This window comes from Micromonospora sp. NPDC048894 (assembly GCF_040649765.1).
Classification (GTDB): Bacteria; Actinomycetota; Actinomycetes; order Mycobacteriales; family Micromonosporaceae; genus Micromonospora; species Micromonospora antibiotica.
This window is the reverse complement of record NZ_JBEZFY010000006.1, coordinates 383,836-399,738: the sequence shown is the minus strand read 5'-3', so window position 1 is coordinate 399,738 and position 15,903 is coordinate 383,836. Positions and strand designations below refer to the sequence as shown.

Below are 15,903 nucleotides of genomic sequence, written 5' to 3'. Positions count from 1 at the left end.
GCCGACGGGGGAACGAAGAATGACGTCGTCCGAACCTGACCCGGCCGCCTCCCGGCGGGCCCTGCTGCGGCGGGCCGCCGTCACCGGCGGCGCGGCGGTCGCCGCCACCACAGCCAACGCCGCGCCCGCCGCCGCCACCACAGCCAACGCCGCGCCCGCCGCCGCGCCCGCCGCCGCGCCCGCCGCCGCTGCGACCGGAGACCCGGTCGTCCTCGGCGGGACCACCACCGGCGGCCTGCACACCGTCGTGACCAGCGCCGCCGACGGCGGGGCCGCAACGCTCGCCCTGGAGAACAGCACCGGTGCGACCCTCCGGCTGACCCGCCGGCCGTCCAGCTTCGGGTGGGGCGGCGGGCTGGTCTCCACCGCCGACGGCCTGGGCGTGCAGCGGGTGGTCGACAGCGCGGTGGTGCAGCACGAGACGCTGACCACGGCGAACGCCACCATGCTGGTGCCGATCCCGCCGACCCGGGTGCTCGACAGCCGCAGCGCGACCGGTCGCGCCCGGCTCCTGGAGGGGGCCGGCCGGGTCGATCCGCAGGGCCGGGTACTTGCCGACACCCTGCTGGTCGTGCACCTGCGCGACATCGTCGACTACGGCGACGGCCTGATGGGCAACGTCACCGTGGCCAACACCGCGCGGGGCGGGTTCGCCACCGTGTGGGGTCGGGGTGAGCTGCCCCCCGCCTCCACGATCAACTGGTGGGACGCCGGCCAGCTGCTCTCCAACGGCGTCATCTCCCAGCTCGGCGGCTACGAGACCGCCGGTGGGGACTACTACCCCGACGTGGTGGCCGTCTGGGTGGCCGCTGGCGCGGCGGCGGTGATCCTCGACGTCACCGGCCTGCTGGTGTTCCACCCGGAGTCGGCGGTGATCAACGCGAAGGCCGCCCAGGGCGGTCGCGTCGGTGCCGGCGGAGTCCGGGCCCGGGTGATCAGGGAAGCCGCCGAGCGCGGTGACCGCGAGGTGCGGACCGGTGCGTGACCACGAGGAGGACAGCAGCATGACCAGCGACCAGAGCCCCTCGACCACCCGTCGGCGGCTGGTGAAGGGCGGCCTCGCCGTCGGTGCGGGTGTCCCGGTCGCGGCCGTCGTCGCCACGCCGGCCGAGGCGGCTGCCGGCGACCCGGTCCGCGCCGGGTTGACCAACGACGCCGGTACGACCGGGACGCTGCTGACCGGGGGCTCGTCGGCCGCCCCGACGCTGACCCTCACCCACGCCGACGGGCGTCCGCCGCTGATCCTCGCGCCCACTGCGGACGCGGCGATCCCGGCGGAGCTGCCTACCGGTTCGCTGGCGATCAACGAGTCGGGTGACCTGGTCATCGGGGGCAGGGACGCGACGAAGCGGTACGTCAACACCTCCCGCTGGGCGAACCGGACGCTGGCGGTCGCGCCGACGCGCATCCTGGACACCCGTGCGATGGGCACCTACGGCGGCAACGTGGTGGCCGGCGCGGGGAACGTGCTCGCCGGCAAGCTCGGCGCCGGCAAGATCATCCACGTGACGGTGAAGAACGTGCCGCCGGCGCTGGCCGGCAAGGCCACCGCCGCGTATGTCAACGTCACCGTGGCCGGGACCGTCTCCGGCGGCTTCCTCACCGCGTACAGCTCGTCGACGGCCCGGCCGGGCACGTCCTCGTTGAACTGGTGGGGGCCCAACCAGGTGCTGTCGAACCTGGTGGAGGTGCAGTTGGGCAGCCACGACGGCACCCCGCTGTCGTTCGGCGTCTACGTCAACGCGGCTACCTCGGTCATCGTGGACGTCTGCGGGTTGATCCTCGCCGAACCCGGCACGTACTGAAGCCGTACACCGGTCGCCGTCGTGGTGCGGGTTTGCCCACTGCCGTGGCGGCGGCCGGGGACCGGCGGTGGGCGGGCCGCCGACGGCATGGGATTCTGGGGTACGTGACCAGTCCCGCTGCGGTCCTGCGCCCGCTCACCATCGGCCCCCACCGGGTGTGGCCGCCGGTGGTGCTCGCGCCGATGGCCGGCATCACCAACGTCGGTTTCCGGCAGCTCTGCCGGGAGCAGGGCGGTGGCATCTACGTCTGCGAGATGATCACCACGATCGCGCTGGTGCAGCGGAACCCGAAGACCCTGCGCATGATCGCCTTCGGTGCCGAGGAGCAGCCGCGTAGCCTCCAGCTCTACGGCACCGACCCGGAGGTGACCGCGGCTGCGGTGCGGATCGTGGTGGAGCGTGACCTCGCCGACCACATCGACCTGAACTTCGGCTGCCCGGTGCCCAAGGTGACCCGCCGGGGCGGTGGCTCGGCTCTGCCCTGGCGGCGGCGGCTCTTCGCCCGGCTGGTCAGGGCGGCGGTGGACGCCGCGTCACCCGCCGGGGTGCCGGTCACCGTCAAGATGCGCAAGGGCATCGACGACGATCACCTGACGTACGTCGAGGCGGGGCTGGCCGCCCAGGACGCCGGGGTGGCGGCGGTCGCCCTGCACGGGCGTACGGCCGCGCAGCGGTATTCCGGCACCGCCGACTGGGACGCCATCGCCACCCTCAAGCAGGCGCTCGACGTGCCGGTGCTCGGCAACGGTGACATCTGGGAGGCCGACGACGCGTTGCGGATGGTGGCCCACACCGGGGTGGACGGGGTGGTGGTCGGCCGGGGTTGCCTGGGGCGGCCGTGGCTCTTCGCCGACCTGGAGGCCGCATTCGAGGGCCGACCGGAGCGTCGGCTGCCGACCCTCGGCGAGGTGGCGGTGACCATGCGGCGGCACGCCGAACTGCTGGTGGAACAGTTCACCGCCGGCTCGCGTACCCCGGCGCGGGGCGAGCGGGACGGCTGCACCGACTTCCGCAAGCACGTCGCCTGGTACCTGAAGGGTTTCCCGGTGGGCAGCGAGCTGCGCCGGGAACTCGCCATGATCGAGAGCCTGGCCCAGCTGGACGACCTGCTCGGCAAGCTGGACGCGGCCGAACCGTTCCCGGTGGCCGCCCTCGGTCAGCCGCGCGGCCGGACGAACTCTCCCGGCAAGGTCTTCCTGCCCGAGGGCTGGCTGGCTAGCCGGGACGACGACACCGTCCCCGAGGGCGCCGAGTTGGACGACTCGGGCGGCTGAGACCGACCGACCTGGTCGCCGTCCGCCGCCCGTCGTCGACGGGTCGTCCGCCGCCCGGGGTCGTCCGCTGCCTGGGGTGTCCGCTGCCTGGGGGTGTCCGGGGTGTTCCGCCGGCCGGGGTGGTGTGCTGTTCGGGTTGTCCGGGGTGGTCCGCCGGTCGGCGGTGCCGACGGTGAAGGACCGACCCCCGAGGGGGCCGGCCCTTCGTATGACCGGTGTGGGGCGGGTCAGGAGGCGTAGCCGCGGCTGGCGATCCAGTGGGCCAGCTCGTCGACGTCGATCCGGTAGGAGGCGGTGTCCGGGTTGGCGGAGTCGGCGATCGTCACGACCCGCCCACCGTCGCGGTAGCCGACGACGCTGATGTAGTGCCCACCCTCGAAGGCGTGGGTGTTGCCGTCGGTGTCGGTGGCGGTGCCGGCGATGTTGGCGACCACGGCCCGGCCGTCGTCCACCGCCCGGACGATGTCGGCCCGCAGCTGCGCGATGCGCTTGCCGTCGACCTTGTCGACCGGGATCTCGGTGCTGCGGTACGCGTTGCGGCCGATCTCCTTGTTCAGCACCGGGGTGATGTCGTTGATGCTGTCGGTGCCGTCCTCGGTGGTGCCCATCTCCTTGGCCATGGCGTCGACGTCGATGTTCTTGCCCTGGACACTCAGGGCGTTCCGGGTGGCGGCGGGGCCGCAGTAGTAGAAGTTGGGCTGCGCGGCGTAGTCGACCTTCAACTCGCGCTCGCCGGCCGGCTTGCGGTCGGTCTGCACGACGGCGGCGGGTCGGGTCGTCTCGGCGGCCTGGGCGGCCAGCGCGGGGCCGGCGATACCACCGGCGGTGACGGTCAGGCCGGCAGCGGTCAGCACGGTCTTACGCAGGATGTCGGTACGCATGATGTCGTGCTCCTCTGCATCTCGGGGGTCCACGCCCGCGTACGTCCGCAGGGGGTGCGGGATGGGCGCGGTCGCGCCGTGGGGCAGGTGAAGAGGGGTGGCTCGCGTTCCGGGGCGGCGTGCTCCGGGGGCGTCCGTTCCGCGGCGCTCCCGTGCCTCCGGCCGAGCGGGGCCGGCCGGGGGGTGCGATCGCGGATGCCAGTTGTAACGACCCCGGCCGGCCCACGATTCCGACCTACGGGTGGCCTCCGTCACCGGGCCGGTGGGCTGGTCCGCCAGCGGTGCCCCGAATCCGACGACCCCGTCGCCGACCTCTCAATTCGGTCACTCAGCGTCATGTTTCGCACCCCCCACCCCAGACCCGCCCGCATCCTTTGCTCTGCTGCCCTCGGCGCGACGGTCACGCTTTGTGTCTGGTGCGTATGTGGCGGCAGAGCAAAGGATGCGGATGGGGGTTGGTGGGGGTCGCCGGGAGTTGGGGAGAATGGGCAGTTCAGGCAGGTTCTGGGGATGATGGGGCCGGCTGGACCCGGAATGGGACCGAAAAATCGGTTACTCTACGTGATTTTCGTCTGCCCGTGGCCGGATGTGACGGAAAGTGGTCGAGGCTGGCGGGCTGGTGGTGGGTCTGCCGGCGATTCGGACGTTGTCGGAGGGGTGGGGCCAGGGGATCTCCGGAGACGGGTGGAACGTGATGCCGGCGGCCTGCCAGCGCGGGCCGTGGCCGGCCAGCCGCTCCCGGAAGCCCGCCCAGCTCCGGGTCGACGGCGCGGACCAGGCCACCTCGGCGAGGGCGGGCAGTCGGGGTAGGAGCAGGAACTCGATCTCGGCCAACGACGTCACCGACTCGGTCCAGAGCGGGGCCTCCACGCCGAGCACCGCCTCCGCCGGGACGCCGGTCAGGTGGGTCGCCGGGTCCCAGTGGTACGCCCGGTGCACGTCGATCAGGCCCGCCCAGTCGTGGCCGAGCGGTGTGTCCGGGGCGTACTTCATGTCCAGGTAGGCGTGGTTGCCGGGGGAGAGGATCAGCCGGGCGCCCCGGCGTACCGCCTCGGCGACGGTCGGGTCGTCGCCGTCGGTGCCCCACCACTGCAGGACCCGGCCGTCGACGTGGTCGGCGGGGGCGATCTGGTGCCAGCCGACCACGGTCCGGCCGAGCCCGGCGACGATCTGCTGCACCCGCTCCACGAAACCGGTGTACGCCGCCCCCTTCACCTTGTACGCCTCGTCACCGCCGATGTGCAGCCACGGCCCGGGGGTCAGCGCGGCCACCTCGCCGAGCACGTCGGCGACGAAGTCGTACGTCCGCTCGTCGGTGGGGTCGACGTAGCTGAAGCCGACCTCGGTGCCGGTGTACGGCGGTGGCGCGACCTTGTCCGGCGCCAGCTCCGGGTAGGCGACCAGCGCCGCGTTGGTGTGGCCGGGCAGGTCCACCTCGGGGACGACGGTGACGTGCCGCCGGGCGGCGTACCCGACGATGCGTCGGTAGTCGGCGGCGGTGTACCAGCCACCGGGGCCGCCGCCCACCTCGGTGCGCCCGCCGACGGTGGCCAGCCGGGGCCAGGAGTCGACGGCGATCCGCCAGCCCTGGTCGTCGGTGAGGTGCAGGTGCAGGTGGTTGAGCTTGTACCGGGCCAGGTGGTCGATCACCCGACACACGTCGTCGACGGTGAAGAAGTGCCGCGCCACGTCGAGCATCGCGCCCCGGTAGGGGAAGTGGGGGCGGTCGACGATCGTGCCGCCGGGCACCACCCACCGCTCGGCCACCGTGGTCCGGCTCTCGACGGCCGCCGGCAGCAGTTGCCGCAGCGTCTGCACACCGTGGAAGAGGCCGGTCGCGGTGCCGGCGGTGATGCGTACCCCATCGATGTCGACGTCGACGCGGTACTCCTCCGCTGCCCACTCCCGCGCCGCCGGCGCCGACGGGCGCGGCGCGGTGGCGGACAGGGTGAGCATCAGCGTGCCCGGGATCGTGGGCAGGTCGGTGACCGGCAGCGGCAGGCCGGTGGCGGGACGCAGCAACTCCGCGAGACGTTCGGCGACGTCCCGGGCGGCCGGGTCGGCGCTCACCCGTACCGCCGCATCGGCCGGGAGGACGAAGTTCGCGGCCGGCTGCGGCCTCACCGACGCGGGCGCCGGCACCACGTCGCCCAACCCGACCGACGGCCGGGTGAGCAGCCGTTCGGCGGCTCCGGCGGCGCTGCCCGCCAGCTCGGCCGCCGCCGGCTCGACCCCGGTGACCACGAAGCCCGTCGTGGGCCCGTCCGTCGTGGGCCCGTCCGTTGTCGGCGCGGCCGGCATGGTGGGGGTCTGGTCGGGCGGGGACGGGAGGTCGGCGGGGGCTGGCTGCTCGGGGGCTGGGGCGGGGACGAGGCCGGGCGGCGGGGTGAGCGACACGGGGCAGCTCCGGGGTGTATTCGCGAGGGATATGGCAAAGGTCAGGTTTGCGGAACCGGTGACGTCAAGAGTACGAGGAGGAAGCGGAATTGCGTGATCGTGCGCATGGAAGCGTTCCCAGAAACCGGCGCGAACGCGGATAGTCGTGATGGCTGTGCCTATTGTCACCGAACGGTCCCAGGCTGCCCGATGTTCGCTTAACCTTCGCCCACCGATCGCTGACCAGGCCGGATTGCCGGAGGTCGGCCCCGGGGTAGGTCAGAACTGAACCTTCGTTAAGTGTCAATTCCGGCGCGCGTGGGAGGCTTCTGGTGACAGCGCACGAGACGGACAAGTACGTCTACGACTTCGCCGAGGGCAACAAGGATCTCAAGGACCTGCTCGGTGGAAAGGGCGCCAATCTCGCCGAGATGACCAATCTCGGCCTGCCGGTGCCGCCCGGTTTCACCATCACCACCGGGGCGTGCCAGGCGTACCTGGCGACCGGGCGGGAGCCGGACGGGCTGGCCGGCCAGATCGAGGCCCACCTGCAAGCCCTGGAACGGGAGATGGGGCGTCGTCTCGGTGACCCGGACGACCCACTGCTGGTCTCGGTACGCTCCGGTGCCCGGTTCTCGATGCCCGGCATGATGGAGACCGTCCTCAACGTCGGCCTCAACGACCGCAGCGTCGTAGGACTCGCCCGCCAGGCCGGCGGCAGCGCGGACCCGACCGCCTCCGGCGGCAACGACCGGTTCGCCTGGGACTCCTACCGCCGGCTGATCCAGATGTTCGGCAAGACCGTCTGCGAGGTACCGGGCGAGGAGTTCGAACACGCCCTCGACGAGGCCAAGCGGGCCAAGGGCACCCACGACGACCTCGACCTGGACGCCGACGACCTGCGCGGGCTGGTCGAGACGTACAAGAAGATCTTTGCCGAGCACACCGGGCGGGAGTTCCCGCAGGAGCCGCGCGAGCAGCTCGACCTGGCCATCCGGGCGGTCTTCGAGTCGTGGAACGCCGAGCGGGCGATCCTCTACCGCCGCCAGGAACGCATCCCGGCCGACCTCGGCACCGCCGTCAACGTGGTGGCCATGGTCTTCGGCAACCTCGGCCCCGACTCCGGCACCGGTGTCGCCTTCACCCGCGACCCGGGCAGCGGCGCGCAGGGCATCTACGGCGACTACCTGGCCAACGCCCAGGGTGAGGACGTCGTCGCGGGCATCCGCAACACCGTGCCGTTGCAGGAACTGGAACGGCTCGACAAGACCTCCTACGACCAGCTGCTCGACATCATGGCCCGGCTGGAAGGGCACTACCAGGATCTCTGCGACATCGAGTTCACCATCGAGCGGGGCAAGCTCTGGATGCTCCAGACCCGGGTGGGCAAGCGCACCGCCGCCGCCGCGTTCGTCATCGCCGGGCAGCTCGTCGACGAGGGCCTGATCGACCTCGACGAGGCGCTGCACCGGGTCAACGGCGCGCAGCTCGCCCAGCTGATGTTCCCCCGCTTCCAGCTCGACCACGACGTCCCGCCGGTCGCCCGGGGCATCGGGGCCTCCCCGGGTGCCGCGTCCGGCGCGGTGGTCTTCACCTCCGCCCGCGCCGTCGAGCTGGCCGCCGAGGGCAAGGCGGTGATCCTGGTCCGCCGGGAGACCAACCCCGACGACCTCAACGGCATGATCGCCGCCCAGGGCATCCTCACCTCGCGCGGCGGCAAGACCAGCCACGCCGCCGTGGTGGCCCGGGGGATGGGCAAGACCTGCGTCTCCGGGGCCGACGAGATCGAGGTCAACGTGCCGGCGAAGCGGTTCACCGTCGGCGGGCGCACCGTCTCCGAGGGCGACGTCGTCTCCATCGACGGCACCACCGGCAAGGTCTACCTGGGCGAGGTGCCGGTCGTGCCGTCCGAGGTGGTCCAGTACTTCGAGGGCAGCCTCGACCCGGCGCACGTCGACAACGCGCTGGTCCGGGCCGTACACCGGATCATGACGCACGCCGACGCACGGCGGCGGCTGGCGGTGCGGACGAACGCCGACACCGGGGCGGACGCGGCCCGCGCCCGGCGGTTCGGTGCCGAGGGCATCGGCCTGTGCCGCACCGAGCACATGTTCCTCGGCGACCGGCGGGAACTGGTCGAACGCCTGATCCTCGCCGCCACCGACACCGACCGCACCGACGCCCTCGCCGCTCTGCTGCCCCTGCAGCGCCAGGACTTCGTGGAGATCTTCCGCGAGATGGCCGGGCTCCCCGTCACCGTCCGGCTGATCGACCCGCCGCTGCACGAGTTCCTGCCCCCGCTGGAACAGCTCGCGGTCAACGTCGCCGTCGCCCAGGAACGCGGCGAGGACGTCGCCAAGGAGGAGGCGCTGCTCGCCGCCGTCCGGCGGATGCACGAGGAGAACCCGATGCTCGGCCTGCGCGGCGTGCGCCTCGGCCTGGTCATCCCCGGCCTGTTCGCGATGCAGGTCCGCGCGATCGCCGAGGCGGCCGTCGCGGTCACCCGCGACGGCGGCGCGGCCTGCCCGGAGATCATGGTCCCGCTGGTCGGCGCCGTCCAGGAGCTCGAGACGGTACGCGCCGAAGCCGAGAAGATCATCGCCGAGGTGGTCGGGGACAGCGGGGTCGAGGTGCTGATCGGCACCATGATCGAGGTACCCCGGGCGGCGTTGACCGCCGGCCAGATCGCCGAGGCGGCCCAGTTCTTCTCCTTCGGCACCAACGACCTCACCCAGATGGGCTGGGGTTTCTCCCGCGACGACGTCGAAGGCGCATTCTTCTGGCGCTACCTGGAACTGGGCATCTTCGGCATCTCCCCGTTCGAGTCGATCGACCGCGACGGGGTCGGCCGGCTCATCCGGATCGCCGCCGAGGAGGGGCGGGCCGCCCGCCCCGGGCTGAAGCTCGGCGTCTGCGGCGAACACGGCGGCGACCCCGACTCGGTGCACTTCTTCCACGAGGTGGGGCTTGACTACGTCTCCTGCTCGCCGTTCCGGGTGCCGGTCGCCCGGCTGGAGGCCGGCCGGGCCGCCATCGAGACGACCGGCTCCGACAGCCGCTGACCGCCCGCGACGCCCACCGGCCCGCCGCCGGTGGGCGTCGCGCGGCGTCGGTGCCCGGCCGGGTCGCGGGGTTCCCGGTGCGCGCGCCCCCGGCGCGGTGCGGCGTAACCTGGGCTCCCGCGACCATGGGGTACGACCGTGAAGGGGTGACCGGATGAGCGCCACCGTCGATGCCGGCCGACCCGGGACCTGCGTGTTCGGGCCGGTCGCGCCCGGCGCGTTCGGGCCGGTTGCGTTCGGGCCGGCCCTGTCCGGCGTGTCCGGGCCGGCCCTGTCCGGCGACGACGAGCCCCGGCGGGGCTGAGATGCCCACAGTCGACGGGCACCCGGCCGACGCGCAACGGTGGGTCGAGGAGACGCCCAAGGACACCGGCCACGGCCGGTCCCCGTACGAGCGGGACCGGGCCCGGGTGCTGCACTCGGCGGCGTTCCGTCGGCTCGCCGCGAAGACCCAGGTGCACGTCGCCGGGACCGACGACTTCCTGCGTACCCGGCTGACCCATTCGCTGGAGGTGGCCCAGATCGCCCGGGAGATGGGTGCCCGCCTCGGCTGCGACCCGGATCTGGTGGACACCGCCGGGTTGGCCCACGACCTCGGGCACCCGCCCTTCGGGCACAACGGCGAGGACACCCTGGACGGGCTCGCCGCGTCCTGCGGCGGCTTCGAGGGCAACGCGCAGACGCTGCGGGTGCTCACCCGGCTGGAGGCCAAGGTCCTCGCCCCGGACGGCAGCCCCGCCGGGCTCAACCTCACCCGGGCCGCGCTCGACGCGGTCAGCAAGTACCCGTGGCCCCGCCGCCCCGGGCTGCGCAAGTTCGGCGCGTACGGCGACGACCGCCCGGTCTTCGACTGGCTACGCGCCGGCACCCCCGCCACGTCTGCCGTCGACCCGGCTGCTGCCGACCCGCTGGCCGTCGGCCCGGCTGCTGCCGACCCGCTTGCTGTGGGGTCTGGTGCCGATCGGCGTGGCCGGCCTGCCGTCGACCCGTTCGCTGGGGCCCGCCGGTGCCTGGAGGCGCAGGTGATGGACTGGGCCGACGACGTGGCGTACTCGGTGCACGACGTCGAGGACGGCATCCACGGCGGCTACGTCTCGCTGCGTCCACTCCTCGACGACCCGGACGAACGCGCCGCGCTCTGCGTCGACGTGGCCGCCGTCTACTCCGGGGAGTCCCCGGACGACCTCGGCGGGGTGCTTGTCGAGTTGCTCGCCGACCCGGTGCTCACCCCGTTGGCCGGGTACGACGGCAGCCACCGGGCGCAGGTCGCCCTCAAGGCCACCACCAGCGTGCTCACCGGCCGGTTCGTGGCGACCGTGGTCGGGGCGACCCGGGACCGCTTCGGCCCCGGCCCGCACCACCGCTACGCCGCCGACCTGGTCGTGCCGCGCCGGATCAGGGCGCAGTGTGCCCTGCTCAAGGGCATCGCCTGGCGGTACGTGATGTGCCGCCCGGACGCCCGCACCCGCTACGACCGTCAGCGGGACGTCCTCACCGAACTGGTCACCGTGCTCGTCGACCGCGCCCCGGACGCCCTCGACCCGGTCTTCGCCCCCCTCTGGCGGCAGGCCGGAGACGACCCGGCCCGCCTACGCGTCATCATCGACCAGGTCGCCTCCCTCACCGACCCCGCCGCCCTGACCTGGCACACCCACCTCACCTGAAACCCGCTCCCCCGCTCCCGCCCTCCGCTCCCGCCCTCCGCTCCCGCCCTCCGCTCCCGCCCTCCGCTCCCCCGCTCCCGCCCTCCTCCCCGGTGATCAAGAGCTTTGCGTCAGTTGATCAAGAGGTTTACGTCAAAGTTGATCGCTGGATTGACGCAAACCTCTTGATCACCGGGGAGGGGTGGGGTGGAGGGGTGGGGTGGGCGGGGGAAAGGGGTGGGGGGAGAGGGGTGGGGGAGTTAGGGTAGCCTTAGTTTTATGGCGGAGCGCTCCAAGATGGTTACTGCGGCGCGGGTGGTGCGGGTCGGGCGGCCCACCCCGCACCTGGTCCGACTCGTTCTCGGTGGGGAGGAGTTGACCGGGCTGCCGGTGGGGGAGTTCACCGACCACTACGTCAAGCTGGTCTTTCCGCCCGAGGGGGTGGACCTGCCGAGGCCGCTGGACCTGACGGCGATCAAGCAGGAGCTGCCCCGGGAGCAGTGGCCCCGGCTGCGCGCGTACACCGTGCGGGCCTGGGACGCGGCGGCCGGCGAGCTGACCATCGACGTGGTGCACCACGGCGACGAGGGGTTGGCCGGGCCCTGGGCGGCGCGGCTGCGGCCCGGCGACGAGGTGCTGTTCACCGGCCCCGGCGGGGCGTACGCGCCGGACCCGACGGCGGACTGGCACCTGCTGGTGGGTGACGAGAGTGCCCTGCCGGCGATCGGCGCCGCGTTGGAGCGGCTGCCCGAGGGCGCCCCGGCGATCGTCCTGGTCGAGATCGCCGACCCGGCCGACGAGCAGTCGTTGCCCAGCCCCGGCGCGGTGGCGTTGACCTGGCTGCACAGGGCCGGCCGACCGGTCGGCGAGGCCCTGGTCGCGGCGGTGCGGGAGCTGGAGTTCCCGCCCGGCCGGGTGCACGCCTTCGTGCACGGCGAGGCCACCTTCGTCAAGGAGCTGCGCCGGCTGCTGCGGGTCGAGCGGAACGTGCCCCGGGCCGACCTGTCCATCTCCGGCTACTGGCGGCAGGGCATGGACGACGAGGGCTGGCGCTCCACCAAGCCCGACTGGAACCGCCAGGTGGAGGCCGAGGAGGCCGAAGTCCTGACCTGAGCACCGCCCACGGGGCCTGAGCATCGCCCACGGGGCCTGAGTACCGCCCACGGGGGCCTGATGAGTACCGCCCACGGGGCCTGAGCACACCTCGGGGGCGCACTGCGCCCGCACCGCGTACTCGTGGTGCTCTGGGGGTGCTGATCGGGGCGGTCGCCGCCGCGCTGCTGCTCGCCGGGGGCCTGGCCGCCCTGCAACAGGCGACCATCATGGTGGCGCTGCCGTTCGTGGTGGTGATGCTCGGGCTCGCCGTGGCGCTGCTGCGTGACATGGTCCGGGACCCGGCGGTCAACCCGCACCCGGACCGGGGACGCCGGTCCGGCCTGTCCGCCGCCGTGCGGGCCGCCCGGTCGTACGACGAGGAGAACCCGCCCCCGGTCACCCACTGGCTGCACCGTCCTCCCCGCTGAGCCGGGCGTTCGCCAGCCGCCCGTCCCCCGCCCGACGGATCGTCGGTCCGGCAGGGCAGGATGGAGGGCCGAGGGGGTGGCACCGCATGGCTGGGCGGATCAGGGACGAGGACATCGCATTGGTCCGCGAGCGTGCCTCCATCGCCGAGGTCATCTCGGACACGGTGACCCTCAAGTCGGCAGGTGGTGGCAACCTCAAGGGCCTCTGTCCGTTCCACGACGAGAAGAGCCCGTCGTTCAACGTCTCACCGGCCCGTAACGTCTTCTACTGCTTCGGTTGCGGCGTCGGTGGCGACGCGATCAAGTTCCTGATGGACGCGGAGCATCTCACCTTCGTCGAGTCCGTCGAGCGGCTCGCCGACCGGGTCGGCATCCAGCTGCGCTACGTCGAGGGTGACCAGGCCGCGCCCCGGGCCCGTCCGCAGCAGGGGCAGAAGCAGCGGCTGGTGGCCGCGCACGCCGCCGCCGTGGAGTTCTATCAGGCGCAGCTCACCACGGCCGGCGCCCGCCCGGCCCGGGAGTTCCTGGCCCGGCGCGGTTTCGACCGGGCCGCCGCGCAGCGGTACGGGTGCGGCTTCGCCCCGGACGCCTGGGACCTGCTCACCAAGCACCTGCGTCAGCAGGGGTTCACCCATGACGAGCTGGTCACCGGCGGGTTGTCCCGGCCGTCGCGCTCGGGCACCCTGATCGACCGATTCCGTCGCCGGCTGATGTGGCCGATCCGCGACATCGCCGGTGATGTGATCGGCTTCGGGGCGCGGAAACTCTTCGACGACGACGACGGCCCGAAATACCTCAACACCCCCGAGACGCCGATCTATAAGAAGTCGCACGTGCTCTACGGCATCGACCAGGCCAAACGGGAGATCGCCAAGCAGGGCCGGGTGGTCGTCGTCGAGGGTTACACCGACGTGATGGCCTGCCACCTGGCCGGGGTCCCGACCGCCGTGGCGACCTGCGGCACCGCCTTCGGCGCCGACCACATCGGCGTACTGCGCCGGCTGCTGCTCGACACCGACGCGGTGGCCGGTGAGGTGATCTTCACCTTCGACGGGGACGCCGCCGGGCAGAAGGCCGCGCTGCGTGCCTTCGAGGACGACCAGCGCTTCGTCGGGCGTACCTTCATCGCGGTCAGCCCCGACAACATGGACCCGTGCGACCTGCGGTTGGCAAAGGGCGACCTGGCGATCCGTGACCTGGTGGCCCGCCGCGAGCCGCTCGTCGACTTCGCCCTCCGCCACGTGATCAACCGCTACGACCTGGACACGGTGGACGGCCGGGTCGAGGCGATGCGCCGGGCCGCGCCCCTGGTTGCCAAGATCAAGGACCGGGAGAAGCGTCCCGAGTACGTCCGTAAGCTCGCCGGTGACCTCGGCATGGAGATCGAGCCGGTGCAGCGGGCGGTGCTGGCCGCCGCCAACTCCCCCGGCGAACGGGAGGCCACCGCCCCGCCCCGGGGTCGGACCCGTCCGGCCGCGCCCGCCGTGGACAGCCCGGAGTCGATGGTCGAGCGGGAGGCGTTGAAACTCGCCCTTCAGGAGCCGGTCCTCGCCGGCCCGATGTTCGACGCCGTCGAGGCCGCCGAGTACCGGCACCCGGTGCACGTCGCGGTCCGTACGGCGATCGCGGCGGCCGGCGGGGCGGCGGTGGCGGCCGGCGGCGCGGTGTGGATCGGTGCCGTGCGGGACGCCTGCGAGGACCTGGCCGCCCAGGCGCTCGTCGGTGAGCTGGCGGTGGAGCCGCTGCGGATCGACGGCGAACCCGACCCGAGGTACGTCTCCAGCACCCTCGCCCAGTTGCAGTGGGGCTCGGTGACCGCCCGGATCCGCGACCTGAAGTCCAAGATCCAGCGGATCAACCCGGTCAACCAGAAGGACGAGTATTTCGCCCTCTTCGGGGAACTGCTCTCGCTGGAACAGCATGCGCGGGCCTTGCGCGAGCAGGCCGCGGGAGGACTCTGATGGGACTGTTCGGCCGCAAGCCCAAGCTGCCCGCCGCCGCCCGCCCCGCCCTGACCGCCGGGGAGCGGGTGCTGGCCTGGGCCGCCCCTGGCAACGGCGGCAGCAACGACGCACCGCCCACCGACGATGTGCCTGCCGCTGACGGTGTGCCTGTCACTGCCGGCCCGTCGGCTGTCACCGGCCCGCCGCCCGCCGACGATGTGCCTGCCGCTGACGGTACGTCTTCCGTCGCCACCGGCTCGTCGGCTGTCGCCGGCCCGTCGGCTGGCACCGGCCCGTCGGTCGTTGGCGGTGCGTCGGTCGTTGGCGGTGCGTCGGTCGTTGGCGGTGCGTCGGCTGGCACCGGCCCGTCGGTCGTTGGCGGTGCGTCGGTCGTTGGCGGTGCGTCGGCTGTTGGCGGTGCGTCGGCCGGTACCGGTTCTGGTGGCGGCGGGGTGCTGGTGGCGACCAACCTCGGGCTCTGGCTGCCCGGTCGGGCGGAGCGGCTGGGCTGGCACGACATCCTCAAGGCCGTCTGGTCCGGGCGGGAGCTGACCGTCACGGTGGCGGAGACGATCGACGAGCGGGACGGTTACCTGGTGGTCGCCGACGGTCCCGTCGAGACGTACCTGCTGCTCGATCCGGGGGACCTGCCGCACCAGGTGCGGGCGCGGGTGACCCGCTCGGTGGCGTACACCCAGCAGCACCCGGTGCCCGGCGGCTCGGGCCGGATCGCGGCCCGGCGGGTGGCCGGGGCGGACGGTCTGACCTGGACGGTCCGCTACGACCCCGGCACCCCGGTCGACGCCGACGGGGTACGCGCCGAGACCGACCAACTGGTCGCCGCCGCCCGCGCCGCCACCGCCCCGGCCGACCTCTGACTCTCGGCGGGTACGTCTCGCAACTCCGGCCATGTCGCGTGGTCGCCGCGAGACGGATGCCGCCATCTCGGCCCCGTTGAGTCGATCATGGTCGCGGGGGCCGGGGTTGGCGGTGCGGTTCGAGCCCGGCGCGGCGAGATCGTGGTGACCGGCCAGGCCGACCGAGGCCGACCGATACCGACCGAGGCCGACCCAGGCGGACCGATACCGACCGGGTCAGCGGGCTCTTGCCCAGGTCACGAAGCGTGCGGTCAGGTCGGGTGGGGCGACACCGTCGTGCAGGGTGGCGAGATCGCTCATCGCCTCGCCCAACAGGGTGCCCAGGTAGAACAGCAGGGCGGTGCGATCCTCGCGGTACTCGCCGAGCAGCGCCAACCGGGCCGGCGAGCACGGCCAGGCCGCCCCGCACACCCGGCAACGCCAGGAGGGACGGGCCGCGACATGTGGGCGGTACCGGGGCATCAGCGCACCCCTGGCCGACCGCTGCGGGGGTGGGGGTGACGCGGGAATCCGCAGCG

10 protein-coding genes and 3 pseudogenes are annotated in these 15,903 nt (G+C 73.0%); 10 read left to right on the top strand and 3 right to left on the bottom strand.

Going from position 1 to position 15,903, the window contains the following annotated elements; all coding sequences use genetic code 11:
- The first annotated feature begins 19 nt into the window (after positions 1 to 19).
- The 3 genes from AB0C22_RS16345 (at position 20) to dusB (ending at position 3,079) form a co-directional block, all read left to right on the top strand.
- On the top strand, positions 20 to 985 hold the full coding sequence (locus AB0C22_RS16345; RefSeq protein WP_357535651.1) for a hypothetical protein: 966 nt from the start codon (positions 20 to 22) through the stop codon (positions 983 to 985).
- The gene (locus tag AB0C22_RS16340; RefSeq protein ID WP_357535649.1) at positions 978 to 1,805 is read left to right on the top strand and encodes a hypothetical protein; all 828 of its coding nucleotides are present in this window, start codon (positions 978 to 980) and stop codon (positions 1,803 to 1,805) included. The genes AB0C22_RS16345 and AB0C22_RS16340 overlap by 8 nt, the downstream gene beginning before the upstream one ends.
- 104 nt (positions 1,806 to 1,909) lie before the next feature.
- A complete protein-coding gene (gene dusB, locus AB0C22_RS16335) occupies positions 1,910 to 3,079 on the top strand; it encodes a tRNA dihydrouridine synthase DusB (RefSeq protein WP_357535647.1) in 1,170 nt (389 codons plus the stop codon).
- Positions 3,080 to 3,306: 227 nt separating this feature from the next.
- Here dusB and AB0C22_RS16330 read toward each other — a convergent pair whose 3' ends face one another.
- Both AB0C22_RS16330 and AB0C22_RS16325 read right to left on the bottom strand, forming a co-directional pair.
- The gene (locus AB0C22_RS16330; protein ID WP_219464246.1) at positions 3,307 to 3,960 is read right to left on the bottom strand and encodes a C39 family peptidase; all 654 of its coding nucleotides are present in this window, start codon (positions 3,958 to 3,960) and stop codon (positions 3,307 to 3,309) included.
- Positions 3,961 to 4,512: 552 nt separating this feature from the next.
- The gene (locus AB0C22_RS16325) at positions 4,513 to 6,261 is read right to left on the bottom strand and encodes a beta-N-acetylhexosaminidase (RefSeq protein WP_357535766.1); all 1,749 of its coding nucleotides are present in this window, start codon (positions 6,259 to 6,261) and stop codon (positions 4,513 to 4,515) included.
- A gap of 407 nt (positions 6,262 to 6,668) precedes the next feature.
- Between AB0C22_RS16325 and ppdK the strand changes: the two genes are divergently transcribed.
- From ppdK to AB0C22_RS16290, 7 genes and pseudogenes are all read left to right on the top strand, one after another.
- On the top strand, positions 6,669 to 9,398 hold the full coding sequence (gene ppdK / locus AB0C22_RS16320) for a pyruvate, phosphate dikinase (RefSeq protein ID WP_219464245.1): 2,730 nt from the start codon (positions 6,669 to 6,671) through the stop codon (positions 9,396 to 9,398).
- Between the two features lie 154 nt (positions 9,399 to 9,552).
- The gene (locus AB0C22_RS16315) at positions 9,553 to 9,702 is read left to right on the top strand and encodes a hypothetical protein (protein ID WP_357535644.1); all 150 of its coding nucleotides are present in this window, start codon (positions 9,553 to 9,555) and stop codon (positions 9,700 to 9,702) included.
- Between the two features lies 1 nt (position 9,703).
- Positions 9,704 to 11,047 (top strand): annotated as a pseudogene (locus AB0C22_RS16310) (deoxyguanosinetriphosphate triphosphohydrolase family protein); the annotation flags it as partial.
- Between the two features lie 273 nt (positions 11,048 to 11,320).
- Positions 11,321 to 12,154 carry a siderophore-interacting protein gene (locus AB0C22_RS16305; protein ID WP_357535642.1) on the top strand — a complete coding sequence of 278 codons (834 nt, stop codon included), beginning with the start codon at positions 11,321 to 11,323 and terminating at the stop codon, positions 12,152 to 12,154.
- Positions 12,155 to 12,250: 96 nt separating this feature from the next.
- Positions 12,251 to 12,564 (top strand): annotated as a pseudogene (locus AB0C22_RS16300) (BCCT family transporter); the annotation flags it as partial.
- 86 nt (positions 12,565 to 12,650) lie between these two features.
- Positions 12,651 to 14,525 (top strand): DNA primase, encoded by a 1,875-nt coding sequence (dnaG, locus tag AB0C22_RS16295; RefSeq protein WP_357535640.1) that lies wholly within the window; start codon positions 12,651 to 12,653, stop codon positions 14,523 to 14,525.
- A gap of 401 nt (positions 14,526 to 14,926) precedes the next feature.
- Positions 14,927 to 15,385: pseudogene (locus AB0C22_RS16290) on the top strand (hypothetical protein); the annotation flags it as partial.
- A 216-nt stretch (positions 15,386 to 15,601) separates the two neighbouring features.
- Here AB0C22_RS16290 and AB0C22_RS16285 read toward each other — a convergent pair.
- Positions 15,602 to 15,847 carry a flavin reductase gene (locus AB0C22_RS16285; RefSeq protein ID WP_357535638.1) on the bottom strand — a complete coding sequence of 82 codons (246 nt, stop codon included), beginning with the start codon at positions 15,845 to 15,847 and terminating at the stop codon, positions 15,602 to 15,604.
- Positions 15,848 to 15,903 lie beyond the last annotated feature (56 nt).